Source organism: Amycolatopsis umgeniensis (assembly GCF_014205155.1).
Classification (GTDB): Bacteria; Actinomycetota; Actinomycetes; order Mycobacteriales; family Pseudonocardiaceae; genus Amycolatopsis; species Amycolatopsis umgeniensis.
Genome location: NZ_JACHMX010000001.1, coordinates 1,717,178 through 1,742,558, shown reverse-complemented (window position 1 = coordinate 1,742,558; position 25,381 = coordinate 1,717,178). Strand labels below are relative to the sequence as shown.

Here is a 25,381-nt window from a genome sequence, read left to right as displayed (position 1 = left end):
GGCCCGGAGGATGACGATGACTCTCGCTCTCGAACGCACCAGCACCCCCGCCTCTGTCGTGGAAACCGTTGCCACGCGGGAAATCCCGGCGGTCGCGTGTGCCGATCTGCGGGTCCCGCTGGTCACCGGCGGCGACATCGGCTACGCCAACCTCGACCACGCGGCGAGCGCTCCGTGTCTGGACAAGGTGCGCGACGCCGTCGACGAGTTCCTTCCCTGGTACGCCAGCGTCCACCGCGGCGCCGGGTTCGCCTCGCAGGTCTCCACCAAGCTCTACGAGCGCACGCGCGGAATCCTGCGGGACTTCGTCGACGCGCGGTCGACCGACACCGTCGTGTTCACCCGCAACACCACCGATTCCTTCAACCTTCTCGCCCGCAGCCTGCCGAAGCACACGTCGGTCGTCGTGTTCGACACCGAGCACCACGCCGCGCTGCTGCCGTGGAAGGGTCCGAACGTCCGTCGGGTTTCCACGCCGCGCACCCGCCTCGCCGCGGTGTCCGCTGTGGACGAAGCGCTCGCGGACTGCCCTCAGGGCCCGAGGCTGGTCGTCCTCACCGGCGCGTCCAACGTGACCGGGGAACTGTTGCCGGTCAAGGAGATCGCCGCCGTCGCGCGACGGCACGGCGCCCGGATCGCGCTCGACGCCGCGCAGCTCGCGCCGCACCGCGCGATCTCCTTGCGCAAACTGGACGTCGACTACATCGCGATCTCGGGACACAAGCTGTACGCGCCCTTCGGAGCCGGCGCGCTGATCGGTCGCGCCGACTGGCTGCGCGCCGCCCAGCCGTACCTCGCCGGCGGCGGCGCGACGAAGCTCGTCACGCGCGACTCCGAAGAGCTCGGTGTGGTCTGGAACGCCGGCGCCGAGCGGCACGAAGCCGGTTCCCCCAACACCGTCGGCGTCTACGCGCTCGGCGTCGCCTGCGAGACGCTGGCCGGGAACTGGGACGCGATCGTCGCCCACGAGGACGAGCTGCTGGCGCGGCTGCGTCGCGGTCTCGCCGGTGTCCCCGGTTTCGCCGAGCTGCGGCTGTTCGACGCGCCCGTCGACAGGGTCGGCACGCTGAGCTTCGTCGTCGACGGCTTCGATCCGGGCTGGCTCGCCGCGGTCCTGTCCGCGGAGTACGGCATCGGCGTGCGGGACGGCGCGTTCTGCGCGCATATCGCGACCAAGCGGCTGATCTCCGCCGCTGGTTCGACCGGTCAGCAGGCCGTCCGGGTCAGCCTCGGCCTCGGCAGCACCGCCAAGCACGTGGACCGGCTCGTCCTGGCGCTGCGCCAGATCGTCGCCCGCGGCGCCCGCTGGCAGTACGAAAAGCCGGAGGGCCGCTGGGTGCCCGAAGGGGATCCGCGGGAGCTGCCCCCGTTCTGCGCCTGACCCACTACCCTCCCCTCGCATGGGGAACGAGCGACCGCGTTACTGGTTTCCGCCAGCGTTGCTGGGATTCGCCCAGTTGGCGGTGGTGGCCTTGTCCGTCGGTACGAGCCCGCCCGAGGGGTGGTTCGCCTATACGCCTTACTCCGGTCAAGGGCGGTACCAAGGGCTTTACGGCGTGGAGATGAGCCGCGAAGCAGTGTCCGCCGTTTCGGTCATCGGCATGAGCCGGATGGACAACTGGCTGTTCGCCGTGCTCGCGGTCTACCTCGGCACGGTGCTCTTCTATGCCTTTCGGTCGAAGCGCATGGCGTGGTGGAAGGTCGCCGCGATCGCCGTCGGCGGGCTGATCGGCATCGTGCTGGCGGATCTGGTCGGCTACTGGGAATTCGACATCGACGGCGACGCGCGGAGCGCGATCCTGCTGACGCTGGGCCTGGTGCTGCTCGCCTGGCTGGAGCGCAGCGTGCCGGTGCTCGTCGTGGCCGCCGCGTATGTGCTCTGCGCGGTCGTGCTCGCCCAAGGACGGCTCGCGCTGGTGCTGTCGTCGCTGGTCGTGCTCGCCGGGGCGTTCGCGGCGCTCCTGAGCAGGCCGAAGACAGCCGCCGAGGAGACCTGAGCACGCTCCGTGGACAATGGGGGTGTGAGTACAGAGCCCGAAACCGCGCCACCGGCGCCGCCGCTGCCCAAGAAGCGCGTCGCCGTGGTGTTCGTCGTCGCCGCGGTGCTGTGGGGGATCGACCTCCTCACCAAGCAGATCGCCGTGTCCACGCTGGAGGGCAAGCAGCCGGTCGAGTTCCTCGGCGGGCTCGTGTACTTCCAGCTCGTGCGCAACCCCGGTGCCGCCTTCTCGATGGCGACCGGGCTGACCTGGGTGCTCGCGCTGGTCGCGGTGGCGGTCGTGGTCGCCATCGTCTGGCTGGCGAGGCGGCTGCGCTCGGTCGGCTGGGCGATCGGCCTCGGCCTGGTGCTGGCCGGCGCGCTCGGCAACCTGACCGACCGGATCTTCCGGGCCCCCGGCCCGCTGCAAGGACACGTCGTCGACATGATCTCGGCGTTCGCGCCGAACGGGCAGGGCTGGGCGATCTTCAACGTCGCCGACTCCGCGATCTGCGTCGGCGGTGTGCTCATCGTGATCCTTTCCTTGCTGGGCAAGGACTATGACGGATCGTCTACAAAGGACAAGAAGAAGGCGGCGAGCGCATGAGCGCGCGGATGTTGCCCGTCCCCGACGGGCTCGACGGCATGCGCGTCGACGCGGGGCTGGCGAAATTACTGGGACTTTCCCGCACGGTCGTGGCGGAACTCGCCGAATCCGGCGAGATCCTGCTCGACGGAAGGACCGCCGGGAAGTCGGACAGGCTGGCCGCCGGTGGGCTGCTCGAGGTGACGCTGCCCGATCCGGCCTCGCCCCTCGAGGTCGTCGCGGAACCCGTCGACGGGATGAAGATCCTGCACGACGATGACGACATCGTGGTGATCTCGAAGCCGGTCGGCGTCGCCGTGCACCCGAGCCCCGGCTGGAACGGGCCGACCGTGGTCGCCGGTCTCGCCGCCGCCGGGCTGCGGATCGCGACGTCGGGAGCGGCCGAACGCCAGGGCGTCGTGCACCGGCTGGACGCGGGCACCACCGGCGTGATGGTCGTGGCCAAGAGCGAGCACGCGTACACCGCGCTCAAGCGGGCGTTCAAGGAACGCACCGTCGACAAGGGCTACCACGCCATCGTCCAGGGCCACCCGGACCCGACGCGCGGCACCATCGACGCGCCGATCGACCGGCACCCCCGGCACGACTACAAGTTCGCCGTCGTCCAGGGCGGACGGCCCAGCGTCACGCACTACGAGGTCGTCGAGGCCTTCCGTGCCGCTTCGCTGGCCCACATCAAGCTGGAGACCGGCCGCACGCACCAGATCCGTGTGCACTTCTCGGCACTCAAGCATCCGTGCGTCGGAGACCTGACCTACGGCGCCGACCCGGTGCTCGCGCGCAAGCTCGGGATCTCCCGGCAGTGGCTGCACGCGAAGACGCTGGGCTTCGCCCACCCTGCCGACGGGCGCTGGGTGGAGTTCGAGTCGGAGTACCCGGACGACCTGGCGAACGCGCTGCGAATCCTGCAGGACGAGAACTAGCCGTCCCCGCATTCAGTCCTCTGAATGCGGGGCCTGCGTCGCGGATCTGGACCGGGTGGTGTTCGCGGGGCTGAACACCTCGTGAGTGGCGATTGGGTTAGAACGGCCCCGTATTCACCTACCTAAGCCTGACCTGCTGGAGGACGGCGGGTTGTGCGGGTGTTGGAGTTGACGGTGGAGGATTTGGGACGTTCAACGTCCCAAATCCTCCACCGTCGCCAGGTCACTTCAGGCTCAGACCTTGGCGACTTTTCCGCTCGCCCACGCCGGTCCAGCCGGTAGGCAATACCGGTCCGGCGCCCAGCCCAAGCCCCCGCATTCAGTCCTCTGAATGCAGTGGCAGGGCTAGTCGTCGATCGACCAGGTCAGCGTGCGTTCGTCCGGTTCCGGCCTCGGTGACCAGCGCACGGCGACCACGCGGGTGGCGTCCGGCAGCACGTAGACGGTGTGGCCGCCGAGGGTCTCGCCCGGCCGCACGCCGATCTTGTGCGGCGGCCGCGAGGTCAGCGAGACCGGCGCCTTCGTGATCGGCTTGCCGTCCGCGGTGAGCAGTTCGAGGTAATTGTCCGGAAGCGAGACGAACGGGATGTTCCCGCGGTTCGTGATCTCGGTGTGCACCACGACCGAGCGTTCCCCGGCTTCGAGCGAATAGCCCGCCGCGCTGAACAGGTAATCCGCCGGATCCTGGACCTCGAGCAGCTGGACGGTGAGCTGCTCGCCCTCCAGGCCCTGGGTCTCCATGACGTCGCCTGTCCGGCCCTTCTTGCCCTCCGGTGCCTGCCGCGGCGCGGGCTGCTCGTCGCCGCGGGCCCAGGACGCGGTCTGCGGGACGCCCCAGGTGCTCATCACCGGGTCGGCGGGCGCCATCGGGGGAGCGGCGAACTGCTGCTGCGGGGCGGGCGGACGCTGCTGGGGCGGTGCCATCGGCTGGCGGATCGGAGCCGACGGCGGGCCGGGGTAGCGGCCCGACGGCGTGCCGTGCACGTTGTACGCGCCCGACGGCGTTCCCTGGACGTTGTACGGGCCCGAGGGGGTGCCCTGGACGTTGTGCGGGCCGGACCCCTGGCCGGGCGGACGCTGTTGCTGGGGCTGCTGAGGTTGCTGCTGCGCCCAGGAGGGCGGCGAGGCGGCGATGGCGGCACGTAGCCCGTTCGGGTCGCTTTCCACGCCCACGAGCAGCGGCAACCCGCTGCCGGAGAGGGCGACCAGACGGTATGCGACCTCGCGCGGGTCCATGCCCACCTTGGCCGCGAGTTCGTGCACGGCCGCCTTGCCCAGGTCCGCGAGGGCGGCGAGCAGGCGGATGTCCACGGGATCGGTCACGGCCACGTCCGGGAACGCTACCGCCTCGCCCCCGGCGCCGCGGGAGTGCCCGCCCGCGCGCCGCAAAACCCGGCTTCGGTAGGACGTGGTCTCCATTAGGGTCGGGGATACCGCCTCCACCGACCCCTGGGGAAGAAACATGAGCGAAGTCTCCGCCCTCGCCGACGAGTTCGTCGAAGCCCTCTTCGACGCCGAGCCGGTCACGCCCGCTTTGCAGGGCTTCCGTCCGGAATCGACCGGCCTCACCGATCTCAGCGAGGCCGCGGGAGACGCCTTCCGCGCGAAGCTGGCCGGTCTCGCCGAGCGGGCCGAGGCGCTCGGCACCGACGGCTTGAGCGCGGAGGACAAGACCACCCGGGACGTCCTGATCGCGTCGGCGCGGGCGAAGATCGCGCTGCTGGACTCGCGGTTCGTCGAGTTCACCGTCAGCGATCTGTTCATCTCGCCCGCCGCCGAGGTGCTCACCGTGCTGCCGATGATGTCGGTCGGGACGGGCGCGCAGGCGGAGGCGCATCTCGGGCGGATCGCCGCGATCCCCGAGTACCTGCGGCAGGCCGCTCAGCGGCATCGCGACGGCGTCGCCCGCGGCCTGGTCCCGGTCGCGTACCTGGTCGAGGCCACCGTCGCGTATCTCGACCGTCACCTCGCCGAGCCGTCGGCCGATCCGCTGCTGCGCCAGCCCGCGCCCGACGAGGACTTCGAGACCCGGCGCGCCGATCTGCTGCGCGACGTCGTCCGGCCCGCGATCGCCGAGTACCGCGACGTGCTCGCGAACGAGATCGCGCCGCACGGCCGTCCCGAGGACAAGCCCGGCGTCTGCTGGCTGCCCGACGGCGAGCGCATCTACGCCCTGCTCGCCGAGATGCACACCACGACCGTCCGCACCCCGCGTGAGCTGCACCAGACCGGGCTCGACGGGATCGCGAACCTCGCCGCCGAGTACCGCGAGTACGGCTCCAACGTCTTCGGCACCACCGACCTCGCCGAGATCTTCTCCAAGCTCCGCACCGACCCGGCACTGCGCTGGTCCGGCGCCGACGAGATGCTCGATTCCGCCCGCGCGGCCATCACCAGGGCCGAGGCCGAGGCGCCCAACTGGTTCGGCCTGATCCCGCCGCAGCCGTGGACGGTCGAGCCGGTGCCCGCCGAATCCGCGCCCGGCGCGCCCGCCGCCTACTACATGTGGCCCGCGGTCGACGGCTCCCGGCCCGGGATCTACTTCGCCAACACCCACAAGGCGGAGGAGCGGTTCCGGCACGCGGCCGAGGCGACGGCGTTCCACGAGGCCATTCCCGGTCACCACTTCCAGCTGAGTCTCGCGCAGGGACTCACCGAGCTCCCGCTGCTGCGCCGTATCGGCGACTTCAACGCGTACGCCGAGGGCTGGGGTCTCTACACCGAGCGCCTCGCCGACGAGATGGGCCTGTACTCCGACGACGTCGCCAAGCTCGGCATGCTGACCATGGATTCGATGCGTGCCGGACGCCTGGTCGTCGACACCGGTCTGCACGCGCTCGGCTGGAGCCGCCGCCAGGCGATCGACTTCCTGACCGAGAACACGCCGATGGCACTGGTCGAGATCGAGTCCGAAGTGGACCGTTACATCGCCTTCCCCGGTCAGGCGCTGTCGTACATGGTGGGACGGCTGGAGATCCAGCGCATCCGCGAGGAAGCCGAGCTGACGCTGGGCGGCCGGTTCGACATCAAGGCCTTCCACGACGTCGTGCTCGGCGGTGGATCGCTGCCGCTTTCGGTGCTGGACGGCGTGGTCCGCGACTGGGTCGCCGGCCACGGCGACACCCCGAACAGCCTCGCCGACGAGTTGATGGAGCTCAAGTTCGAGGAGTTCCCCCTGTGGCGTTCGCTGCTCGGGCTCCCCGGCGACCACGGCGTGCTGCCCGATCCGAGCGCGGCGGCCGCGGCCGCCCAGCGCGCGTCGGCGGTCGCCATCGCCGAACGGGCCGAAGCCCTTTCCACCGAGGGACTTTCCCCGGCCGAGGCGGTCACCCGCGAGGTCGTGATCCAGCAGGCGAAGGCGATGGTCGACGTGGTCGACGCCCGCGCCGCCGAGTTCTCGGTCAGCGACGGGCTGGCTTCGCCCGCGTTGTTCATGCTCAACGAACTCGCGGTCCTGAGCCTGAACGACGAGGAGAAGGTCCGGGGTTACCTCGAGCGGCTGGGCGGGATGGGCGGCTACCTGGACGCCCTGATCGTGCGCCAGCGCGCGGCGGCCGCCGACGGGCTGGTCCCGCCCGACTTCCTCGTCGAAGGCGGGATCGCTTACGTGGAGCGCTATCTCGGTGACGAGGCCGGTGACCCGTTGGCCCTCACCGCGTCCGTTTCCGTGGAGGGCTACGAAACCGAACGGGACCGGCTGCTGGCCGAGGTCGTCCGGCCCGCGTACACCCGGTACCGCGACTTCCTCGCCACCGAGCTGCGTCCCGTGGCGAAAACGGAGAAAGAGCCGGGATTGTGCGCGCTTCCCGGCGGGCAGGAGAAGTACGCCGCGCTGATCCGCGCGCACACCTCCACCGAGCGCACCGCGCAGGATCTGCACGACACCGGGCTCGACATGATCGGGAAACTGGCCGACCAGTACCGCGATCTGGGCGAGAAGATCTTCGCCACCAAGGATCTCGGCGAGATCTTCGAACGGCTCCGCACCGATCCGGCCTTGCGCTGGCGAGACGGCGACGAGCTGCTCGACGCCGCGCGTGACGCCATCACCCGCGCCGAAGCCGTGGCCCCGCAGTGGTTCTCGACCGTTCCCGAGAAGCGGTGCGAGGTCGAGCCGGTCCCGCCCGCGGAGGCACCCGGCGGCACGCTGGCCTATTACATCGAGGCCGCGCTCGACGGCTCGCGTCCGGGCACCTACTACGCGAACACCTACGAGGCCGAGCAGCGCCCGAAGCACACGAGCGAGGCGATCGCCTTCCACGAAGCCGTTCCGGGGCACCACTTCCAGATCTGCATCGCGCACGAACTCAAGGGCCTGCCGATGCTGCGCGGGCACGCCGACGTCAACGCCTACGTCGAAGGCTGGGGCCTCTACTCGGAGCGCCTCGCCGACGAGATGGGCCTGTACTCCAGCGATCTGACCAGGTTCGGCATGCTCACGCAGGACTCGATGCGCGCCGGACGCCTCGTCGTCGACACCGGGATGCACGCGCTCGGCTGGAGCCGTCAGCAGGCCGTCGACTTCCTCGCCGAGAACACCCCGATGGCCAAGGTGGAGATCGAGGCCGAGATCGACCGCTACGCCGCGGTTCCGGGGCAGGCGCTGTCGTACATGGTGGGGCGGCTCGAGATCGAGCGGATCCGGGCCGAGGCCGAGGCCGCGCTCGGCGACCGGTTCGACATCAAGGGCTTCCACGAGGTCGTGCTGAGCAACGGCATCCTGCCGCTGCGGGTGCTCGACAACGTGGTGAAGGCGTGGGTGGCCGCACACAAATAGCGGTATCTCCGTGCCGGAGACCGTAAATACTCTCGCCCGATGGTGACCGCAGCCCAGGCGAAGGCCAAGTACGACCAACTCGTCGATCGCTACGAGGACATCTTCTTCTACGTCTCCGACGTGGGGAGGGACCTCGTCGAGTTCGCGAATCCCGCGCCCGGCTCCCGGCTGCTCGACGTCGGGGCCGGGCGCGGGGCGGTCGCGCGGGCGGCGCTCGCCAAGGGCTGCGCCGTCACCGCCATCGACGCGTCGCCGCTGATGATGCGGCGTCTGGCCGACGAACACCCCGAGATCTCCGCGAGCGAGGGAGACCTCTACCGGACGGGATTCGCGGACGGCGCGTTCGACCTGGTCACCGCCGGTTTCGTGATGCAGGTCCTCGACGATCCGGCGGCCGCGCTCGCGGAATTCCGGCGGGTCCTGGCGCCGGGCGGCACGATCGCGCTGTCCTTGGAACGGCAGTCCGTCGGCCGGTTGGCGTGGTTTCAGGACCTGAGCCTGGAGTTCTTCGCTCCCGGCGGCGCTGCCGAGCCGCCGCCCGACCAGCCTGGACCGCTGACGCACGACCGCCTCGACGAGCTGCTCGTCGAGGCGGGCTTCGCGCATCCGGTGAGGGAGGCCGTCGAGATCCCCACACCGCTGGCCGATCCTCCCGCACTATGGGACTGGATGATGCCGCGCGGTCTGGCCGAAATGATCCCGGCGTTGCCACCGGGGCGTGGTGAGGAGTTCCATCGCCGGTTCCTGGAGGGAGCTCAGCGGATGCACGACGACGGAGGCATCGTCCTCGAGTTCGCGGCCACCCTGCACCGGGCATACTATCGCTAAGCGAACGCTCAGTAACTTGTGAGGAGATGCGGATGAGGATCGGGACCGCGATCAGCTACGCCGGTGGCTTCGCCGAGAGCGTGGCGGACATCGTCGAGCTGGAGAAAGCCGGGCTGGACATCGTCTTCGTCCCCGAGGCCTACTCATTCGACGCGGTCAGCCAGCTCGGCTACGTCGCGGCGAAGACCGAGCGGGTCCAGATCGCCTCCGGCATCTTCCAGATCTACACGCGGACGCCGACCCTGACCGCGATGACGGCCGCCGGCCTCGACTTCGTCTCCGACGGCCGGTTCACACTCGGCATCGGTGCGTCCGGACCGCAGGTCATCGAGGGTTTCCACGGCGTGAAGTACGACGCGCCGCTCGGCAGGACCCGCGAGATCATCGACATCTGCCGTCAGGTGTGGCGCCGGGAGAAGGTGGTGCACTCCGGCACGCACTACAACATCCCGCTGCCGCCGGAGCAGGGCACGGGCCTCGGCAAACCGCTGAAGCTGATCAACCACCCGGTGCGTGAGCGGATCCCGATCCTGCTGGCCTCGATCGGCCCGAAGAACGTCGCGCTCACCGCCGAACTCGCCGAGGGCTGGGAGCCGATCTTCTTCCACCCCGAGAAGGCCTCCGAGGTCTGGGGCGCGTCGCTGGCCGAGGGCAAGGCGAAGCGCGACCCGTCGCTGGGCGAGCTCGACACCTTCGTCGGCACCGCGCTGGCGATCGGCGACGACGTCGACGGGCTGCTGGACCACCTGCGCGGCATGCTGGCGCTGTACATCGGCGGGATGGGCGCCCGGGGCAAGAACTTCTACAACAGCCTCGCGCAGCGCTACGGCTACGAGGCCGAAGCCAAGCTCATCCAGGACCTGTACCTGGACGGCAAGAAGGAAGAGGCCGCCGCGGCGGTGCCGAAGGAACTGATCAAGGCGATCTCGCTGGTCGGCCCCGAGGGTTACGTCAAGGAGCGGCTGGCCGCCTTCCGCGAGGCCGGTGCGACCACGCTCGTGGTCAATCCGCTGCTGCCCGGCCGTGAGGCCCGCGTCGCCCAGGTTTCGAAGTTGCGCGAACTCATTGGTTAGCCGCGCGAAGGAGTCGAACCTCTCACCTGTATCGATACGGTATACTTGACCTGCGCCGGTATACCCCGTTCGTGGTCAAAAAGCGGCCTCCCGGTGGAAAGAGAACGTAAACCACGCCTGAACGGCCGGAAAATCCGCCATTATCAGGAGTGGAAGCGAGACCTCGGGGGAATACGTTCGCGACGAAGGTGAGGTGCCTCGCGTGCGCAAGCAGATCGGGGAGCCGTCCGCCGCGGTCCTGGACGTCGGGTCGTTCAGTGCACGGCTGGTGGTTCTGGCCAAGGGCGGTTCGCCGCTCGACCCCGTGCTGAGCCACCAGACGCGCCTGCGGCTCGACAGGGAACTCGATGACGACGGGAAGCTCACCCGGCGTGGGATAGACGCGGTCTCTTCCGCCGTCGAGGCGGGTATGACGATGGCCGCCAAGCACGGCGTCGAGGACGTGTACCCGCTCGCCACGTCGTCGATCCGCGACGCGGCCAACGTGAAGCAGGTCGTCTGCGACGTCGCGAAGGCCACCGGGGTCAAACTGCGGTTCCTCACCGGCCGCCGCGAGGCCGAGCTGGCCTACGTCGGAGCACGCCGGTGGTACGGCGCTTCGGCGGGCGGGCTGCTGGTGCTCGACATCGGTGGCGGGACCGTCGAACTCGCCGCGGGGGACGCGGAGGAAGCCGGGTTCGCGCACTCGCTGCCGCTCGGCGCCCGTTCGCTGACGCGGGACTGGTTCGCCACCGAATGCCCGTCGCCCAAGGTCGTGCGGGCGATGCGGGACCACGTCCTCGACGAGGTCCGTGACGCGATGCAGGACGTCCTGCCGGAGATCCGCGATCACCGCGCCGTCGGCTGCTCCAAGGTGTTGCGGCAACTCGCCCGGCTCGCCGGCGACAGGCCGTCCCGCTCACGGGAACTGCACCTCGACGACCTCCGCGCGTGGATTCCGCGGCTGGCGAAGCTGCCCGCGAAAAGCCGCGCCGAACTGCCCGGTATCTCGCGGCAGCGCTCCCATCAGGCGCTCGCTGGCGCGATCGTCGCCGAGGCGCTGCTGACGCTTTCCGGTGGTCAGGTCGCCATCTGCCCGTGGTCCACCAGGGACGGACTGCTGCTCGGCATGCTCGACGGACTGGTCACGCTGGACGGCAAACCGGCGAAAGCCGCCTGACAAATCCACTGAAAACTGGCGTATCCGGTCGCGAACGGGTACCCCGGACACATGAGGGAAAGCAAGAAGAGCTTCGGGCAGGACGAAGAAGAAGACCTCGAGGACCTCCGGACGACCCAGCCGAAGACAGACGTGCCCAGCGCGCCCAATCGCGACATCGGCCCGCACGGCACCGAGGAGGTCGACGGCGTGCCGGGCAGCGGAGAGGTACCGATCGAACCCCCGGACTGAGCGCTCAGGCGTCTTTCGGCCGCCGCCGCACCGGGGCGCGGCCCGCGGGCTGCACCGGCGCCGGGCCCGGGTCGAGAGCCGGGATCGGCAGCCGTACCGGCTCGGAGTTCACGGTGAAAGTCTCGCCGTGATGCGCCAGTTCCAGCGGATCCCCGGTGATCACGTGATACGTCGCGCCTTCACCGTCGATCTCGACCTGGAACCGCGTGCCGCGGAAGGTCAGCCGGAACGCGATCCGCTGGAGCTGCGGCGGCAGCCGCGGCGCGAAGGTCAGCCGCCCGCCGTGGTCGCGCAGGCCGCCGAAACCGGCGACGGTGCCCTGCCACGCGCCCGCGAGCGAGGCCAGATGCAGTCCGTTGCGGACGTTGTTGTGCACGTCGTGGAGATCGGTGAGCGCGGCCTCGGCGAGGTAGTCGTAGGCCAGCTCGAGATGGCCGACCTCGGCCGCCACCACGGCCTGCGTCCCGGCCGAAAGCGAGGAATCGCGCACCGTCCGCGCCTCGTAGTAGGCGAAGTCGCGCGCCTTCTCCTCCGGAGTGAAGGAATCCCCGCACAGGTGCAGTGCCAGCACCAGATCCGCCTGTTTGACCACCTGTTTGCGGTACAGGTCGAAGTACGGGAAGTTCAGCAGCAGCGGGTAGAAGTCCGGATCCGTCGCCTCGAAGTCCCACTCGTCGTGCTCCAGGAACCCTTCGGACTGCGGGTGGACGCCGAGGTCCTCGTCGTAGGGCACGAGCATCGACTCGGCCGCCTTGCGCCACGACGCGGTTTCGTCCTCGCTGACGGCGAAAGTGTGCGCTATGTCCTCGTGCAGCCCACAGATTTCGGCGGCGTAGAACAGGTTCCGGCGTGCCATCAGGTTCGTGTAGATGTTGTTGTCCGCCACCGCGGAGTACTCGTCCGGTCCGGTGACACCGTCGATCCGGAACCGGCCGCGCCGGTCGAAATGCCCCAGCGACAGCCACATCCGCGCGGTTTCGAGGAGCAGTTCCGCGCCGCAGTTCCGCAGGAACTCGTCGTCGCCGGTGGCGTTGAGGTACCGCACGACGGCGTCCGAGATGTCCGCGCTGACGTGGAACGCCGCCGTGCCCGCGGGCCAGTACGCCGAACATTCCGCGCCGTTGATGGATCGCCAGGGGAACGCGGCGCCGCGTAGACCCAGCTGCGCGGCCCTTTCCCTGGCCTTGTCCAAAGTGGAATGACGCCAGCGCAGCGCGTCGCGGGCGGCGTCCGGCATGCTGTAGGTGAGCACGGGCAGGACGAAGGTCTCGGTGTCCCAGAACGCGTGCCCGTCGTAGCCGGGCCCGGTCAACCCCTTGCCCGCCAAGGCCCTCGTCTCACCGCGGGCACCGGCCTGCAGGAGATGGAAGAGCGCGAACCGCACCGCCTGCTGGAGTTCCGGGTCGCCGTCGATCTCGATGTCCGAGGTCGCCCAGAAGTCGTCGAGGAACTCCTTCTGTTCGGCGAGCAGCCCCTTCCAGCCCGTCTGCCGCGCGCCCGCCAGCGCGGCCTCGACCTGGGCGCGTACCGCGGGCACCGACCGCTGCGCGGACCAGCCGTAGGCGAGGAACTTGGTGATCCGCAGCCGTCCGCCCTTGGGCACGTCGACGGCGATGGTGAGGCGCGCCAAGTCCTCTTCGGCCTCGATGTGGGTGCGGACCCCGTCGGTGACGTCGATCTTGTGGTCCATCGCCGCGGCCATCCGCAGCCCGGACCGGCGGGTCTGGTGCACCAGCACGGCGTGGTAGGCCTCGGCGTGCTGGTACTCGCCGATCAGCGGCGACTCCAGCGCCGCCGCGACCCGCGGATCGCGCGTGTCGGATTCGATCGGCTCGTTGGCGAGCAGATCCGACTGCACCACCAGTTGCAGCTCGTCGTCGAGCGGTTCGACCTCGTACCGGATCGCGGCGACGGCCCGCTGGGTGAAGGAGACCAGGCGTTCGGTCTTCACCCGGACCCGGCGCCCGGTCGGCGAGGACCACACGGTGTCGCGCGCGAGCGTGCCCTTGCGGAAGTCGAGGACGCGGTCGTGGTCGGTCGCCTGGCCGTACCGCATGTCGAGCGGTTCGTCCTCGACCAGCAGCCGGATGATCTTGCCGTCGGTCACGTTGACGACGGTCTGTCCTTCTTCCGGGTAGCCGTAACCGGTTTCCGCGTAGGGAAGGTCGTGCTGCTCGTAGAAACCGTTCAGGTAGGTGCCCGGAAGGCCGCGGGGTTCGGCCTCTTCGAGGGTGCCGCGCAGCCCGATGTGCCCGTTGGACACCGCGAACGCCGATTCGGTGCGTTGCAGGGCATCGACGTCCATGCCGTGCCAGCGCAGCTCCCAGGGCGAAACCTCGTAGCCGTGGAGAAGCGATTCGGTCACTTGCGGTCCTCCAGGAGTTCGGCGAGGTCGTCCACCACGACGTCGGCGCCGTGTTCGAGCAGTTCGCCGGCTTGATGCGCGCGGTTCACCCCGACCACGTAACCGAAACCGCCGTCCTTCCCGGCTTGGACGCCCGCGAGCGCGTCCTCGAAGACGGCCGCGTGCTCGGGGGCGACGTCGAACGCCTCGGCGCCGGCGAGGAACGAATCGGGGGCGGGTTTGCCGCGCAGGCCCTTTTCGGCGAGCACGATCCCGTCGATCCGCGCTTCGACGAACTTGGTCAGGTCCGCGGCGTCGAGCACCTTCGCGCCGTTGGCCGACGACGTGACGACGCCGATGCGCAAGCCCGCCGCTTTCGCCGCTTCCAGATACCGCACGGAACCCGGGTACGGGGTGACGCCTTCTTCGTCGATGATCTTCAAGACCAGCTGGTTCTTGCGGTTCCCGACCCCGTTGACGGTGGCGGCGTCGATCCCGTCGTCCGGCTTCCCCTCGGGCAGTTCGATCCCGCGCGAGGTGAGGAAGGTGCGGACGCCGTCCGCCCGCGGCCTTCCGTCGACGTAGGCCGCGTAGTCGGTGTCGGTGAACGGCGAGAACGTGTCACCGTCGCGGGCGCGCAGGAACTCGTCGAAGGTGCGTTTCCACGCTTCGCGGTGCTGGGCCGCGGTTCCGGTCAGCACGCCGTCGAGGTCGAAGAGACAGGCCGTGATGGTGTCGGGCAGACCGATCATGCCTCCGCACGCTACCCGCGCTCGCCGGTGCCCGCTCGGCTTTCGGGATGCGGCCGCACCAGGTGGATGAGTTCGTGGACGGTCGCGTCGGCGAGGCTGTAGCGGACGATCCGGCCGTCGCGGCGGGCTGCCACCAGGCCATGCGCGCGCAGCAGCCGCAACGCCTGCGAGACCGCGGTGTCGGTCATGCCGGTGGCGGCGGCGAGGTCGGTGACGCTGATCTCGCGCGCGTAGTGGATGGACACCAGCAGGGCCAGCCGTGACGGATCCGCGACGAGCGAGAACCGTTGCGCCCATTCGGTGATCGCCTCGCGGTCGCCCATACCGGCGACGGCGGCGTCCACGCGGTCCGGCTCGATGCTCACACGGCGATGTTAGGCGGCGCGGACCACGAGTGCGACGTGCCGCGCGGCCCGCTCCAGCGGATCGGGTGACCGGCGGATCCGGCTGAGCAGCAGGGCGCCTTCGAGGTTGTTCACGATGGCGGCCGCGATGTCGTCGGCGTCCTCGACGTCGCGATCGCCGAGCAGTCCCACCAGCAGCACGTGCCAGGCGGCGAAAGCTTCTTCGCAGGCCTTCGTGATCGCAGGGGAGGCGTGCGCCATCTCGAGGGTGATCGTGGCGAGCGGGCAGCCGCCGCGGTAGTCGTCGGCGGCCAGTGCCTCGGCCGCCTTGCGATACCACCAGCTCACGGCGTCCTCGATGGTCTCGTTGCGCTCGAAGGCACGGCGCACCGTCTTGGCCACGACGGCGGTGCCGAGTTCGATCGCGGCGACGGCCAGCTGTTCCTTGCCGCCGGGGAAGTGGTGGTACGCCGAGCCCCACGGCGTCCCGGCCTGCTCGACCAGCCGCCGCCACGAGGTCGCCTGGTAGCCCTCGCGACGGAAGAGCGCCATCGCTGTCGAGATCATCCGCTCGCGGGTGGTGGCATCGGACACGTCCCTCAGCATAGCCCTTGACTAGGACGACCGTCTTAGTCAAGTCTAGGACGATCGTCTTAGGAGGCAACGCATGACCGTCGACGTCACCGGGGAGACCAGGCAGAAGACCGTCACCTGGCAGGATCCGCTGCCGACCGCCCGGCTCGGCCGCGAGCTGTCCGGGCTCGACTACCTCACCGGCATCGCGGAGGGACGGATCCCGCCGGCGCCGATCTCGGCGCATTTCGGCATGCGCTGGGTGAGTGTGGCCGAAGGTGACGTCGTACTGGCCGCGACGCCGGACGAGTCGCTGTACAACCCGATCGGGACCGTGCACGGCGGCGTCGCGGCGACCCTGCTGGACTCGGCGGTGGCGTGCGCGGTGCATTCGACCCTGCCCGCCGGGGTCGGCTACACGTCGGTCGAGCTGAAGGTGAACTACCTGCGCGCCATTTCCGGTTCGGTGGGGGAGATCCGCGCGCACGGCTGGGTCGTGAAAGCCGGTTCGCGCGTCGCGTTCGCCGAGGACGACATCCGCGACTCGCAGGGCAAGGTGCTCGCGACCGCGTCGAGCACCTGCCTGATCATCAAGCCCTAGAACATCTCGGCACCGGGCGGCACCGGCTGCTTGACGTCCCAGTGCTCCACGATGAGCCCGTCCTCCACGCGGACGATGTCGACGACGGCGGTGCCGAGTTCGTCACCCGCCGGGACCACGTGCAGGTGTACGACCACGTGATCGTCGTCGGCGATCACGCGTTTGACGGTGACGTCCGCGCCGGCCATCGGTGAATTCCGCATCGCTTCGATGAAAGCGTCACGGCCGGACGGGAAACCCGGGCTGTGGGTGCGGAAATCCGGGTGCACGTTCGCTGCCGCGGCGGCGAAGTCCTTGTGCACGAACAGGTTCTCGAAGCAGTCGAGGACGATCTTCTTGGCTGTGGTCATGCGGACATCGTTCCGCGCGGGTTCGCCGCCGTCGATTACCGCGGAGGTAATACCCGGCGGCCGCGGATCGCTTCCGGATCGCCGTAGCGGCCGAGGATCCCGGCCAGCAGGGCTTTCGCGTCCGTGATCCGTTGCTCGCCGAATTCCGTGACAAGTTCCTTTTCCAGCGCCGCCCGGTGTTTTCGTGACGCTTCGACGGCGTTTTCGGCCTGTTCCGTCAGGTGCAGCAGCCGGGTCCGCGCGTCGGCCGGATCGGGCTCGCGCCGCAGCAGGCCCCGTTGCTCCAGATCGGCGACCGCCTTCGACGCCGCCTGCTGGGTCACGCCCATCCGTTCGGCGAGCGCGGAGATCGACAGCGGTCCCGCGAGCACGTGCTGGAACACCACGCCGTCGTTGAACCGCAGCTCGCCGAGCCCGTCGGCGGTCAGCCTCCGCTGGACCTCGCCGCCCATCGCCCAGCCCGCGAACAGCGAGACGAGTGACAGGTCGAGGCTCGACGGCGTAGGATCCACAACCATGGTTGTGGAATCTAGCACGCCGCCGCCGGATGTGGCTGCGGAGTTCGTCCGCGTCGCACACCGCGTCGTCTGGTGCACGCTCGCGACGGTCGACAGGCGGGGCAGGCCGAGATCGCGGGTAGTGCACCCGATCTGGGAGGAACGGGACGGCGAACTCGTCGGGCACCTGTTCACCCGGCCGACACCGCTGAAGAAAGCGCACCTGGCTCGCACGCCGTTCGTCTCGTGCTCGTACTGGGATCCGGCGCACGAGGTCGCCGTAGCCGAATGCGGCGCCGTCTACGCCGACGACGAGGAAACGCGGCGGCACCTGTGGCGGCTGGCGTCGGAAACGCCGGAGCCGCTGGGCTTCGACCCGAAGATCATGGGCGGCGACGATCCGCTGGATCCGCACGTCACCGTGCTGCGCCTGACGCCGTGGCGGGTCAGCGCCGGAGGCAAGGCCTGGCGGCGCGTGGTTTAGGCCGCGCCGACCTTCCGTTCGAAGACCAGGCCCTCGGCGGCGCGCAGCCCGACGCTGATCGCGCCGGTCAGCACGCCGTCGTCGCCCAGTTCGCCCTGGACGACCGACGGGACGAGCGGGGTGAAGGACCGCAGAGCGCGGTCGAGAGGGTCGAGCAGCAGATCGGCCGCGGTGCCGATGCCGCCGCCGAGCACGATCAGTTCGGGGTCGATCACCGCGGCCACCGACGCCACGGTGTACGCGAGCCTGTCCGCCTCCGCCTCGACGGCACGCAAGGCGAGCTCGTCACCGTCGCGGGCGAGGCGGAAGACCTCGCGGGCCGATTTCGCCGTGCCGAGGCCGAGTTCGCGCGCGCCGCGGACCACGGACTGCGCCGCTGTCGCTTCTTCGAGATGGCCGCGGACGGGCGGGGCGTCGGCCGCGTGCGATTGGCCGTAGGGCAGGTAACCGATTTCGCCCGCCGCGCCGGTCGCGCCGCGGAAGACCGCGCCGTTGACCATCACGCCCATGCCGACGCCGGTGCCGATGGTGATGCAGGCGAAGACGGACGCGCCGCGCGCGGCACCGCGTTCCCCTTCGCCGACGGCGGTGAGATTCGCGTCGTTCTCGACCATGAGATCCGGGCCGAGGACGCCTTCGAGTTCGTCGAGCAGGCCCGCCTTGCCCCAGCCGGGCAGGTTCGGCGCGTGCCGGAAGCAGCGTTTGGCCGGATCCGCGACGCCGGGTGAGCCGAGGACGCGCACCACGATGTCGGCCTGGCTCAGTCCCGCTTCGCGCACTGTCGCCGCCGCGAGGGCGCCCACGGCGCTGACGAGCGCGGTGCCCGAACGCGAGGTGTTCCGCTCGTCACGGCGGGCGACCACGGTGTGGCCGAGATCCGAGACGGCGACGCGGAGATGCTCGCGTCCGATGTCGACACCGAGGACGTAACCGGCCGTGGGATCCGCTTCGTAGAGGACGGCGGACCGGCCGGTGCCGGTCGAGGTGTGCCCGGTCGCCCTGGCGAGACCGGCCGCTTCGAGGGCCAGCAACGCTTGGCTCACCGTGGGTTTCGAGAGACCGGTGTCCTTGGCTACTTGCGGCCGCGTCGCGGGGCCGCTGCGGCGCAGGAGGTCCAGCACGGCGCGCTGATTGATCTTCCGCATCCCGGCGGGGGTGCCGACGGGCGGACTTTCTGCGCCAACCACGAGCTTCGCCTCCTGTCGAACCAAGGTGTTCCCACCAAAGTAATCGGGTCCGGCCCGAAAAGGGCAAGAAGGTTTACATTCGGTGGTTCTCGGTGACAGTAAACGTGTCCGGAGCGCAAATCGCGCACGCCGCGCGCGAAATCCGGTGATTCACCCGGTGTCCGGACAGGTGCTCCCAGTGACCGGCAATGGTCTAGACCAAGGGGGTCAAGGCTCCGCTCAGGCGACGTGACGGCTCGCCGGGCGGCGGAATCCCCTGTGCTGACGGGGTCGTTCGGGGGCCTCTCCGGTTTCGTGACCTGATTCCGCGGGGTAGGAGTCCGTGGTGTCGGCCGTCGTCGCCGGGCTGGGCCGGGTGCGCAGGCGGTGCTGACGGTTCACCACGAGCAGCAACAGCAGGCCCGCGACGACCAGCCCGTGGGTGAGCACGCGCCCGGCGGTGACCTGCCCGGTGACGAGGTCGCCCGCCGACAACGCCAGGAGCAAGGCGACGAAACCGGTCAGCGCCGGGAGTTGCCCGGCCGCGGCCTTCGTACGGAAGGCCGCCCAGCCGAGGCCGACCCCGACGGCGAGGTTCCACGCGCTGCTCTCGTGCGAAAGGTGCCCGACCAGGGTTTCCGCGCCGTGCCCGGCGCCGTGGTCTTCGACACCCAGCAGCTGGGCGAAGGCGAGGCCGAGCTGCGCGATCGCGACCACGGCGAGCGCGATCCTGGCGGGCCAGCCCTCGCTCGGTGGGGCGGGGGTGCGCTCCAGGATGACGGCGGTGAGGTCCGGGACCAGGGGAGCGGGCCGCAGCAGCAGCGTCCGGTGCAGCCGCTCGGCGCGGGCGAGCCACGACCGGCAGGCGGCGCAGCCGGCCACATGCCGGTCGACCGCCTCGGGCGGGGCGGGTTCGGTTTCGCCGTCGAGCCGGGCCGACAGGGCCTCGCGGCAGGTCTCGCACTTCACATCTCACTTGTCGGGCGCGGACCTGCCCCGGTTCCCGGGACGCTGCTACGTTTCTCGTATGGCCGGGGCGCGCAACCACGACGACGAGCGGGTGACCGCTCTCGCTCTCGACGCCGCCCGCGGTGACCGGCGGGCGCTCGAGGACTGGGTGCGGGCCACCCAGGCCGACGTCTGGCGCTTCGTCGCGCACCTCGCCGACGTCAGCGCCGCCGACGATCTCACCCAGGAGACGTACCTGCGCGCGTTCGGCAGCCTCCGCCGATTCGCTGGACGGTCCTCCTCGCGGACGTGGCTCCTGTCGATCGCGCGCCGCGTGGTCGTCGACCGCATCCGGGCGGCTTCGGCGCGTCCGAAGCTCGCCGACGTCGACTGGGAAGCCACCGCCGAGCGTCGCGGCGCTCGTCAGGCCGAGGGTGTCGCGGGGTTTGAAGACCTCGTGGAGCTGCGGATGCTGCTCGACGGGCTCGACCCGGAACGGCGTGAGGTCCTCGTCCTCACCCAGGTGCTGGGGCTTTCGTACGCCGAGGCCGCCGAGATCTGCGGCTGCCCTGTCGGCACCGTGCGCTCGCGCATCGCGCGCGCCCGTGAAGACCTGCTCGAAGCGGGCCGGGAGCGCGACTCCATCTAGGGCCTGTCCCTCGCCGACTGTGGCGCGGCACACATTTGGGGCCCTTCGCTGTCACCTCGTCACACAGATGGGCTGACCCGACTACTCCGCGTTGACTAGGCCGAATGCCGATGCCTAGCGTGTCGCCATCCGACCCCAGGCCGCGCGAGGGTCCCCGCCTTCACCGCGCGCTCTCGAAGGGATCTTCCCGATGGCCAGTCCCACCACTGGAACCCAAGAACAGGACCCCGGCGGCCTCGGCCGTCGCCGGTTCCTGAGCTTCCTCGTCGCCGCGCCCACCCTCACGATCGCCACCAAGATCGGTATCGACGCCGTCGCGCCCGAAGAGGCCGAAGCGGTCATCCCGACACTGCCCGGACCGGCCGAGATCCTCGACCTCGGCGACGTCCTGATCCTTTCGAACGCGCCCACCGCCGGTCTGCTCGTGCTCGAAGTCCGCGAAGACGGTCGCGTGCGGCTGGAACTGCCGCGGACCGAGGTCGGCCAAGGCATCACCACGGCGAACGCGATGCTCGTCGCCGAGGAGATGGACCTGCCGCTCGACCGCGTCGACGTCGTGCTCTCCGACGCCCGCCCGGAACTGCTGTTCAACCAGCTGACCGGCGGCTCGAACACGATGCGTTCGCTGTACACCCCGGTGCGGACCGCGGCGGCCGCCGCCCGCGCCCGTCTGGTCGCCACCGCCGCGCGGCAGTGGGGCGCCAAGGCCGATCGGCTGTCCACAAGGGACGGTGCGGTGATCGCGCCCGACGGCCGCCGGATGGGTTACGGCGCGCTGTCCAAGCCCGCCGCCCGTGCCGACCTGGGGAAGCTCACGGTGACCCCGAAGGCGGAGTCCGCGCACAAGCTGGTCGGCACGCCGCAGTCGCGCAAGGACGCCCGCGCGATGGTCACCGGGCAGCTGAAGTACACGCTCGACCTGGACGTCCCCGGCGCGAAGCCGGCCATGGTCCGCCGCCCGCCGACGATCAACGGCACCGTCAAGAAGGTCAACAACGAGGCCGCCGTCCGCGCGATGCCGGGCATCATCGACATCGCCGTCATCAAGACCGGGGTCGCGGTGCTGGCCGAGACCTTCGGCCAGGCGCTCGACGGCAAGAACGCCCTCGACGTCACCTGGAACGGCGGCACCGTCGACGGCGAGAACAACGCGACGATCAAGAAGAAGCTGCGGGCCGCGGCGCTGCCGTTCGTCGTCCCGCCGCTGCTGACCCAGTACGTCGACGGCGAGTTCGACTTCGCCTTCGCGAGTCACGCGCCGCTGGAGACCAACTCGGCGGTCGCCGACGTCCGTGAAGACGGCGCCACCATCTGGTCGGGGATGAAGGTGCCGATCCTCGCGAAGCAGAACATCGCGGCGGAACTCGGCCTGCCGGTCAACAAGGTCACCGTGCACGTCCAGCAGGCGGGCGGTTCGTTCGGCCGCAGGCTGTTCTCCGACGGCGCGATCGAAGCCGCGCGGATCTCGAAGGCGATGAAGCGGCCGGTGCGGCTGATGTGGAGCCGGATCGACGACATGCGTCACGGCCGCGCCCGGGCCGCGAGCCACCACAAGATCCGCGCCACCTTCGCGCTCGGCCAGGTGCTCACCTTCGAACACCGCGTCGCCAGCGTGGAAACCGACTGGGGCCACGGGCTCGGCGAGGTCCTCACCGCCTTCGCCGCGGAACTGCCGGTGGGCGGCAACCTGAGCTTCGCGCAAACGGTGTTCCTGCTGACGGTGAAGTCGCCGTACAACTTCGGCGTCACCACGCAGCTGCTCAACGAGGTTCCGGTGGATTTCCACACCGGTGCCTGGCGTTCGGTGTATTCGTCGAGCACACGCGGCGCGGAAGAGATCATGGTCGACGAGATCGCCGCGAAGCTCGGCAAGGATCCGGTGGCGTTCCGGCGCGAGTTCATCAAGAACGAGCGGCAGCGCGCCGTACTGGACAAGGTCGCCGAACTCGGCGAGTGGGGCAAGAAGATGCCCAAGGGCTTCGCGCAGGGTGTCGCGGTGCACGGTGAGTACAAGTCGTATACCGCCTGCCTGGTCGAGATGGACGCTCGCGACCCGAAGAACCCGCGTGTCACCAAGGCGACCATCGCGGTCGACGTCGGCAAGCCGATCAACCCGCGCGGGATCGAGGCGCAGATGCTCGGCGGCCTGACCGACGGCATCTCCACGACGCTGACCGCGGGGCTGCACATCGACAAGGGCCTGCCGCTGGAAGGCAGTTACTCGCAGTTCCACTACGCACGGCAGAAGAACTCGCCGAAGGACGTCAAGGTGTTCGTGATGCCGGAGACGGGCGAGATCGGCGGCGCCGGGGAACTCGGTGTCCCCGCGCCGGTCGGCGCGATCGCGAACGCGTACGCGCGGGCGACCGGGATCAAACCGCGCAGTTTCCCGATCAACTTCCCGATCGACTTCGACCCCTTCCCCCGCTGACTTTCCTTCCCCGCCAAGGAGTTCCGATGCCCAACTACACCTTCACGGTGAACGGGAAGACCGTCACCGTCGACGCGCCCGCGGATCTGCCCATGCTGTGGGCGCTGCGGGACAAACTCGGCGTCCGCGGCCCGAAGTACGGCTGCGGGATCAACGTCTGCAAGGCCTGCACCAGTCACCTCGACGGCGAGGCGTTCAACCCGTGCGTGACGCCGGTGTCCGACTGTTCGGGCAAGGACGTCACCACCATCGAAGGTCTCGCCGACGGTGAGGACCTGCACCCGGTGCAGGAGGCCTGGCTGGAGCAGGACGTCGCGCAATGCGGCTACTGTCAGCCGGGGCAGATCATGGCCGCGGTGGCGTTGCTGAAGAAGACGAAGAACCCGACGGACGCGGAAATCGACGCGATCCAGAACGTCTGCCGGTGCGGCACCTACTTCCGGATCCGCGAGGCGATCAAGAGCGCGGCCGCGAAGATGTGATTTCCCGCTGGCGCGGCGAAAAACGGTTGTTTTCGCCGCGCCAGCGGAGCCTTTCGGCTTCGACAGGCCACTTCCGGGGGAGTCGTGTTAGATGACGTCCCCAGGGGCTCGACGAGGAGTTCCTGTCCGGAGGACGCCCATGCACTACAGAACTGTGCTCCGCGAAGGCTCGGCCGCCGTCGTCGCCGAACTGGCCGTCGAGGTCGAAAAACAGCTGCCGGGGCTCGTCGACAGCACCGTCGAGCAGATCCGCGCCGAAATGCCGGTGTACCACGACGCCCAGTTCGTCTCCCCGGCCGAACTGCGGACTTCGGTGCGGAACAACCTCGAATACGTCATGCGGACCCTGCGGGGCACCGAAGAACCCGACCTCGCGCAGGCACGCGCGACCGGGCGCGCGCGGGCGTTGCAGGGCGCGCCGCTGCCGGAACTCCTGCGGGCGTACCGGATCGGACTCACCGAGGTGTGGAACCGGTTCGTCGAACTGACCGCTTCGGGCGAGCATCAGGATCTCCGCGGTCTCGTCGCCGCGACGTCGGCGATCTGGGCGCTGATCGACGACTACGCCGAGGCGCTCACGACGACCTACCGCGACACCACCGCCGAAGTCATGCTGGCGCACCAAAGCAGACGCTCCGCGTTGGTCGAGGCGCTGTTCGCCGGCGGCGCGGCCACCGAGGGCACGCTGTGGGACATCGCGCGCGTGCTGGAACTCTCGCTCGACGGGACCTACGTGGTCGTCGCGGCGGAGACCCCGCGTGTCGGGCACGAACCGTTGCCCCAGATCGAAAACCGGCTCCGCGACCGGCATCACGCCTCCGCCTGGCGGCTCACCCCGGACCTGCAGGTCGGCGTCGTGTCGATGCGGGATCCTTCGGCGTCCCAGGTGATCATCGAGCTGCTGCGGGAGAACTCGATGGGCCGCATCGGTGTCAGCCCGGTGTTCACCGGTCTCGGGAACACCTCCCGCGCGCTGCACCTCGCGCGGGTCGCGCTCTCCAGCATGACGCCGGGGACGACGGGAATGGTGCAGTTCAACGAATCCCCGCTCGCCGGCCTCGTCGCCAGCGCGCCGGAGGCGTCGGTCCAGCTCGCGCACCACGTGCTGCGGCCGATCCTGGACCTGCCCGGCGACGACCGGAACGTGCTGCTGCTGACGTTGCGGGCGTGGTTCGAATGCCAGGGCTCCACGAAACTGACGTCGGAGCGGATGTTCTGTCACCCCAACACGATCCGGCACCGTCTCAAGCGGATCACCGAGGAACTGGGCCGTTCGCTGACCGATCCCGCCGACATCGCCGAACTCGGCGCCGCCCTGCGCGCGCTCCACATGTTCCCGGACACTTCGCATCTGCCCTCGCCCAGGTCAAGCTCGTGAGTGGTAAGGGACGGTTCTAACCGTCCTTACCACTCACGAGGCTTGACGGCCTCCACGAGCACCCGCCGTGAGTGTGCGACGAACATCCCGTCGGCCTCGATCATCCGATGGAGTTCCGCGAGCCTGTCACGGTAGTTGTCCACTTCGAACCCCGGCACGATCCAGATCACCTTCCGGAGGAAGTGGACGACAGCGGCGAGGTCGAAGAACTCCATCCGCAGTTTCGCCGGTTCCAGCCGGTTCACCCGCAGCCCGACCGCTTCCGCCTCGACGCACAGCACCTCCGGCGTCCAGTCGCCGTAGTCCTGCGGGCCGAGGAAGAACTCCTTCAGTTCGCGGACGGTGCCGGCGCCGATCTGTTGCGACAGAAAGGTTCCACCCGGACGCAGGACCCGGGCGATCTCCCGCCACGGGTTCTCGATCGGGTGGCGGCTGCTCACCACGTCGAAGGATTCGTCGGGGAAGGGCAAAGGTGCGTCGTACGCCGCCTCGACCACCTCGCCGCCGAGCGGCGCGAGGGTTTTCCTGGCGACTTCGACGTTCGGGGGCCAGCCTTCGGTGGCGGCGAGGACCGGCGGCGGTTTCGGGATCCCCGCGAGCACCTCGCCGCCGCCGGTCTGCAGGTCCAGCCCGGCTTCCGCGGTCGCCATCCGAGCACCGAGCAGCCGCGAGTAACCCCAAGGTGGCCGTTCCTCCGTGGCCCGGCCCTCGAACCACGAGAAATCCCAGCCTTCGACCGGGACGGCCTCTCCTTCGGCGAGCAGCTCTTCGAACGTCATGTCCGCAGTCTCTGCCCGGCCGCCCGG

The 25,381-nt window shown here is 69.7% G+C and carries 25 protein-coding genes; 15 read left to right on the top strand and 10 right to left on the bottom strand.

The features are described 5' to 3' along the window. The first annotated feature begins 16 nt into the window (after positions 1–16). From HDA45_RS07645 to HDA45_RS07630, 4 genes are read left to right on the top strand one after another with little or no spacing between them, the layout of a single operon-like run. The gene (locus tag HDA45_RS07645; RefSeq protein WP_184893192.1) at positions 17–1,381 is read left to right on the top strand and encodes an aminotransferase class V-fold PLP-dependent enzyme; all 1,365 of its coding nucleotides are present in this window, start codon (positions 17–19) and stop codon (positions 1,379–1,381) included. Positions 1,382–1,400: 19 nt separating this feature from the next. Then, on the top strand, positions 1,401–1,997 hold the full coding sequence (locus HDA45_RS07640) for a hypothetical protein (protein ID WP_184893190.1): 597 nt from the start codon (positions 1,401–1,403) through the stop codon (positions 1,995–1,997). A 24-nt stretch (positions 1,998–2,021) separates the two neighbouring features. Further along, the gene (gene lspA / locus HDA45_RS07635; RefSeq protein ID WP_184893188.1) at positions 2,022–2,585 is read left to right on the top strand and encodes a signal peptidase II; all 564 of its coding nucleotides are present in this window, start codon (positions 2,022–2,024) and stop codon (positions 2,583–2,585) included. Beyond that, the gene (locus tag HDA45_RS07630) at positions 2,582–3,508 is read left to right on the top strand and encodes an RluA family pseudouridine synthase (protein ID WP_184893187.1); all 927 of its coding nucleotides are present in this window, start codon (positions 2,582–2,584) and stop codon (positions 3,506–3,508) included. Before lspA ends, HDA45_RS07630 begins: the two co-directional genes overlap by 4 nt. A 345-nt stretch (positions 3,509–3,853) precedes the next feature. On the opposite strand, the gene HDA45_RS07625 is transcribed toward HDA45_RS07630, so the two are convergent. Further along, the gene (locus tag HDA45_RS07625) at positions 3,854–4,837 is read right to left on the bottom strand and encodes an AsnC family transcriptional regulator (protein ID WP_184893185.1); all 984 of its coding nucleotides are present in this window, start codon (positions 4,835–4,837) and stop codon (positions 3,854–3,856) included. A gap of 133 nt (positions 4,838–4,970) precedes the next feature. On the opposite strand from HDA45_RS07625, the gene HDA45_RS07620 reads away from it, so the two are divergent. The 5 genes from HDA45_RS07620 (at position 4,971) to HDA45_RS07600 (ending at position 11,576) form a co-directional block, all read left to right on the top strand. Further along, positions 4,971–8,285: a DUF885 domain-containing protein gene (locus HDA45_RS07620; protein WP_184893183.1), complete on the top strand. Its 3,315-nt coding sequence runs from the start codon at positions 4,971–4,973 to the stop codon at positions 8,283–8,285. 39 nt (positions 8,286–8,324) lie between these two features. Then, positions 8,325–9,113 (top strand): class I SAM-dependent methyltransferase, encoded by a 789-nt coding sequence (locus HDA45_RS07615; protein WP_184893181.1) that lies wholly within the window; start codon positions 8,325–8,327, stop codon positions 9,111–9,113. Positions 9,114–9,145: 32 nt separating this feature from the next. After that, positions 9,146–10,186, top strand: a complete 1,041-nt coding sequence (locus HDA45_RS07610) for an LLM class F420-dependent oxidoreductase (RefSeq protein WP_184893179.1) — start codon at positions 9,146–9,148, stop codon at positions 10,184–10,186. A gap of 202 nt (positions 10,187–10,388) precedes the next feature. Next, complete coding sequence (locus tag HDA45_RS07605; protein WP_184893177.1) at positions 10,389–11,345, top strand: Ppx/GppA phosphatase family protein; 957 nt, start codon at positions 10,389–10,391, stop codon at positions 11,343–11,345. A 51-nt stretch (positions 11,346–11,396) separates the two neighbouring features. After that, on the top strand, positions 11,397–11,576 hold the full coding sequence (locus HDA45_RS07600; protein WP_184893175.1) for a hypothetical protein: 180 nt from the start codon (positions 11,397–11,399) through the stop codon (positions 11,574–11,576). A gap of 4 nt (positions 11,577–11,580) precedes the next feature. Here the strand turns inward: HDA45_RS07600 and HDA45_RS07595 are convergent, their stop codons facing one another. The 4 genes from HDA45_RS07595 to HDA45_RS07580 are packed head-to-tail and all read right to left on the bottom strand — an operon-like array spanning position 11,581 to position 15,610. Beyond that, positions 11,581–13,941 carry a glycosyl hydrolase family 65 domain-containing protein gene (locus HDA45_RS07595; protein WP_184893173.1) on the bottom strand — a complete coding sequence of 787 codons (2,361 nt, stop codon included), beginning with the start codon at positions 13,939–13,941 and terminating at the stop codon, positions 11,581–11,583. After that, positions 13,938–14,672, bottom strand: coding sequence for an HAD family hydrolase (locus tag HDA45_RS07590; protein ID WP_184893172.1), 735 nt, complete (start codon positions 14,670–14,672; stop codon positions 13,938–13,940). Before HDA45_RS07590 ends, HDA45_RS07595 begins: the two co-directional genes overlap by 4 nt. Before the next feature lie 11 nt (positions 14,673–14,683). Beyond that, positions 14,684–14,995: an ArsR/SmtB family transcription factor gene (locus HDA45_RS07585; RefSeq protein ID WP_184905408.1), complete on the bottom strand. Its 312-nt coding sequence runs from the start codon at positions 14,993–14,995 to the stop codon at positions 14,684–14,686. 51 nt (positions 14,996–15,046) lie between these two features. Further along, on the bottom strand, positions 15,047–15,610 hold the full coding sequence (locus HDA45_RS07580) for an LmrA/YxaF family transcription factor (protein WP_343072020.1): 564 nt from the start codon (positions 15,608–15,610) through the stop codon (positions 15,047–15,049). Positions 15,611–15,683: 73 nt separating this feature from the next. Between HDA45_RS07580 and HDA45_RS07575 the strand changes: the two genes are divergently transcribed. Then, on the top strand, positions 15,684–16,190 hold the full coding sequence (locus tag HDA45_RS07575; protein ID WP_184893168.1) for a PaaI family thioesterase: 507 nt from the start codon (positions 15,684–15,686) through the stop codon (positions 16,188–16,190). Here the strand turns inward: HDA45_RS07575 and HDA45_RS07570 are convergent. Continuing rightward, a complete protein-coding gene (locus HDA45_RS07570; protein WP_184893166.1) occupies positions 16,187–16,540 on the bottom strand; it encodes a nuclear transport factor 2 family protein in 354 nt (117 codons plus the stop codon). The genes HDA45_RS07575 and HDA45_RS07570 overlap by 4 nt on opposite strands. Before the next feature lie 35 nt (positions 16,541–16,575). Further along, positions 16,576–17,058, bottom strand: a complete 483-nt coding sequence (locus HDA45_RS07565) for a MarR family winged helix-turn-helix transcriptional regulator (RefSeq protein ID WP_184893164.1) — start codon at positions 17,056–17,058, stop codon at positions 16,576–16,578. Between HDA45_RS07565 and HDA45_RS07560 the strand changes: the two genes are divergently transcribed. After that, entirely contained in the window at positions 17,057–17,521 is a 465-nt protein-coding gene (locus HDA45_RS07560; RefSeq protein WP_184893162.1) for a pyridoxamine 5'-phosphate oxidase family protein, read from the top strand. The two genes, HDA45_RS07565 and HDA45_RS07560, sit on opposite strands and share 2 nt — an antisense overlap. On the opposite strand, the gene HDA45_RS07555 is transcribed toward HDA45_RS07560, so the two are convergent. Both HDA45_RS07555 and HDA45_RS07550 read right to left on the bottom strand, forming a co-directional pair. Beyond that, the gene (locus tag HDA45_RS07555) at positions 17,518–18,708 is read right to left on the bottom strand and encodes an ROK family protein (RefSeq protein WP_184893160.1); all 1,191 of its coding nucleotides are present in this window, start codon (positions 18,706–18,708) and stop codon (positions 17,518–17,520) included. The genes HDA45_RS07560 and HDA45_RS07555 overlap by 4 nt on opposite strands. A gap of 219 nt (positions 18,709–18,927) precedes the next feature. Next, positions 18,928–19,656, bottom strand: a complete 729-nt coding sequence (locus HDA45_RS07550) for a zf-HC2 domain-containing protein (RefSeq protein ID WP_184893158.1) — start codon at positions 19,654–19,656, stop codon at positions 18,928–18,930. 58 nt (positions 19,657–19,714) lie between these two features. On the opposite strand from HDA45_RS07550, the gene sigC reads away from it, so the two are divergent. The 4 genes from sigC to HDA45_RS07530 all read left to right on the top strand — a co-directional run bounded on the left by sigC (position 19,715) and on the right by HDA45_RS07530 (position 24,575). Then, the gene (sigC, locus tag HDA45_RS07545) at positions 19,715–20,284 is read left to right on the top strand and encodes an RNA polymerase sigma factor SigC (RefSeq protein ID WP_101609364.1); all 570 of its coding nucleotides are present in this window, start codon (positions 19,715–19,717) and stop codon (positions 20,282–20,284) included. Positions 20,285–20,474: 190 nt separating this feature from the next. Then, positions 20,475–22,715, top strand: a complete 2,241-nt coding sequence (locus tag HDA45_RS07540) for a xanthine dehydrogenase family protein molybdopterin-binding subunit (protein WP_184893156.1) — start codon at positions 20,475–20,477, stop codon at positions 22,713–22,715. Positions 22,716–22,741: 26 nt separating this feature from the next. Continuing rightward, entirely contained in the window at positions 22,742–23,197 is a 456-nt protein-coding gene (locus HDA45_RS07535) for a (2Fe-2S)-binding protein (RefSeq protein WP_005155104.1), read from the top strand. A gap of 139 nt (positions 23,198–23,336) precedes the next feature. Beyond that, positions 23,337–24,575 (top strand): PucR family transcriptional regulator, encoded by a 1,239-nt coding sequence (locus HDA45_RS07530; protein ID WP_184893154.1) that lies wholly within the window; start codon positions 23,337–23,339, stop codon positions 24,573–24,575. Positions 24,576–24,601: 26 nt separating this feature from the next. On the opposite strand, the gene HDA45_RS07525 is transcribed toward HDA45_RS07530, so the two are convergent. Next, positions 24,602–25,354, bottom strand: a complete 753-nt coding sequence (locus HDA45_RS07525; protein WP_184893152.1) for a class I SAM-dependent methyltransferase — start codon at positions 25,352–25,354, stop codon at positions 24,602–24,604. Positions 25,355–25,381 lie beyond the last annotated feature (27 nt).

Bases quoted from the DNA above. Each gene is read 5' to 3' on its own strand.
- HDA45_RS07590 (WP_184893172.1), bottom strand. From the start codon at position 14,672: ATGATCGGTCTGCCCGACACCATCACGGCCTGTCTCTTCGACCTCGAC.
- HDA45_RS07645 (WP_184893192.1), top strand. From the start codon at position 17: ATGACTCTCGCTCTCGAACGCACCAGCACCCCCGCCTCTGTCGTGGAA.
- HDA45_RS07560 (WP_184893162.1), top strand. From the start codon at position 17,057: ATGGTTGTGGAATCTAGCACGCCGCCGCCGGATGTGGCTGCGGAGTTC.
- HDA45_RS07565 (WP_184893164.1), bottom strand. From the start codon at position 17,058: ATGGTTGTGGATCCTACGCCGTCGAGCCTCGACCTGTCACTCGTCTCG.
- HDA45_RS07535 (WP_005155104.1), top strand. From the start codon at position 22,742: ATGCCCAACTACACCTTCACGGTGAACGGGAAGACCGTCACCGTCGAC.
- HDA45_RS07610 (WP_184893179.1), top strand. From the start codon at position 9,146: ATGAGGATCGGGACCGCGATCAGCTACGCCGGTGGCTTCGCCGAGAGC.
- HDA45_RS07640 (WP_184893190.1), top strand. From the start codon at position 1,401: ATGGGGAACGAGCGACCGCGTTACTGGTTTCCGCCAGCGTTGCTGGGA.
- HDA45_RS07525 (WP_184893152.1), bottom strand. From the start codon at position 25,354: ATGACGTTCGAAGAGCTGCTCGCCGAAGGAGAGGCCGTCCCGGTCGAA.
- HDA45_RS07620 (WP_184893183.1), top strand. From the start codon at position 4,971: ATGAGCGAAGTCTCCGCCCTCGCCGACGAGTTCGTCGAAGCCCTCTTC.
- sigC (WP_101609364.1), top strand. From the start codon at position 19,715: ATGGCCGGGGCGCGCAACCACGACGACGAGCGGGTGACCGCTCTCGCT.
- HDA45_RS07585 (WP_184905408.1), bottom strand. From the start codon at position 14,995: ATGGGCGACCGCGAGGCGATCACCGAATGGGCGCAACGGTTCTCGCTC.
- HDA45_RS07615 (WP_184893181.1), top strand. From the start codon at position 8,325: ATGGTGACCGCAGCCCAGGCGAAGGCCAAGTACGACCAACTCGTCGAT.
- HDA45_RS07530 (WP_184893154.1), top strand. From the start codon at position 23,337: ATGCACTACAGAACTGTGCTCCGCGAAGGCTCGGCCGCCGTCGTCGCC.
- HDA45_RS07540 (WP_184893156.1), top strand. From the start codon at position 20,475: ATGGCCAGTCCCACCACTGGAACCCAAGAACAGGACCCCGGCGGCCTC.
- HDA45_RS07630 (WP_184893187.1), top strand. From the start codon at position 2,582: ATGAGCGCGCGGATGTTGCCCGTCCCCGACGGGCTCGACGGCATGCGC.
- HDA45_RS07575 (WP_184893168.1), top strand. From the start codon at position 15,684: ATGACCGTCGACGTCACCGGGGAGACCAGGCAGAAGACCGTCACCTGG.
- HDA45_RS07600 (WP_184893175.1), top strand. From the start codon at position 11,397: ATGAGGGAAAGCAAGAAGAGCTTCGGGCAGGACGAAGAAGAAGACCTC.
- HDA45_RS07570 (WP_184893166.1), bottom strand. From the start codon at position 16,540: ATGACCACAGCCAAGAAGATCGTCCTCGACTGCTTCGAGAACCTGTTC.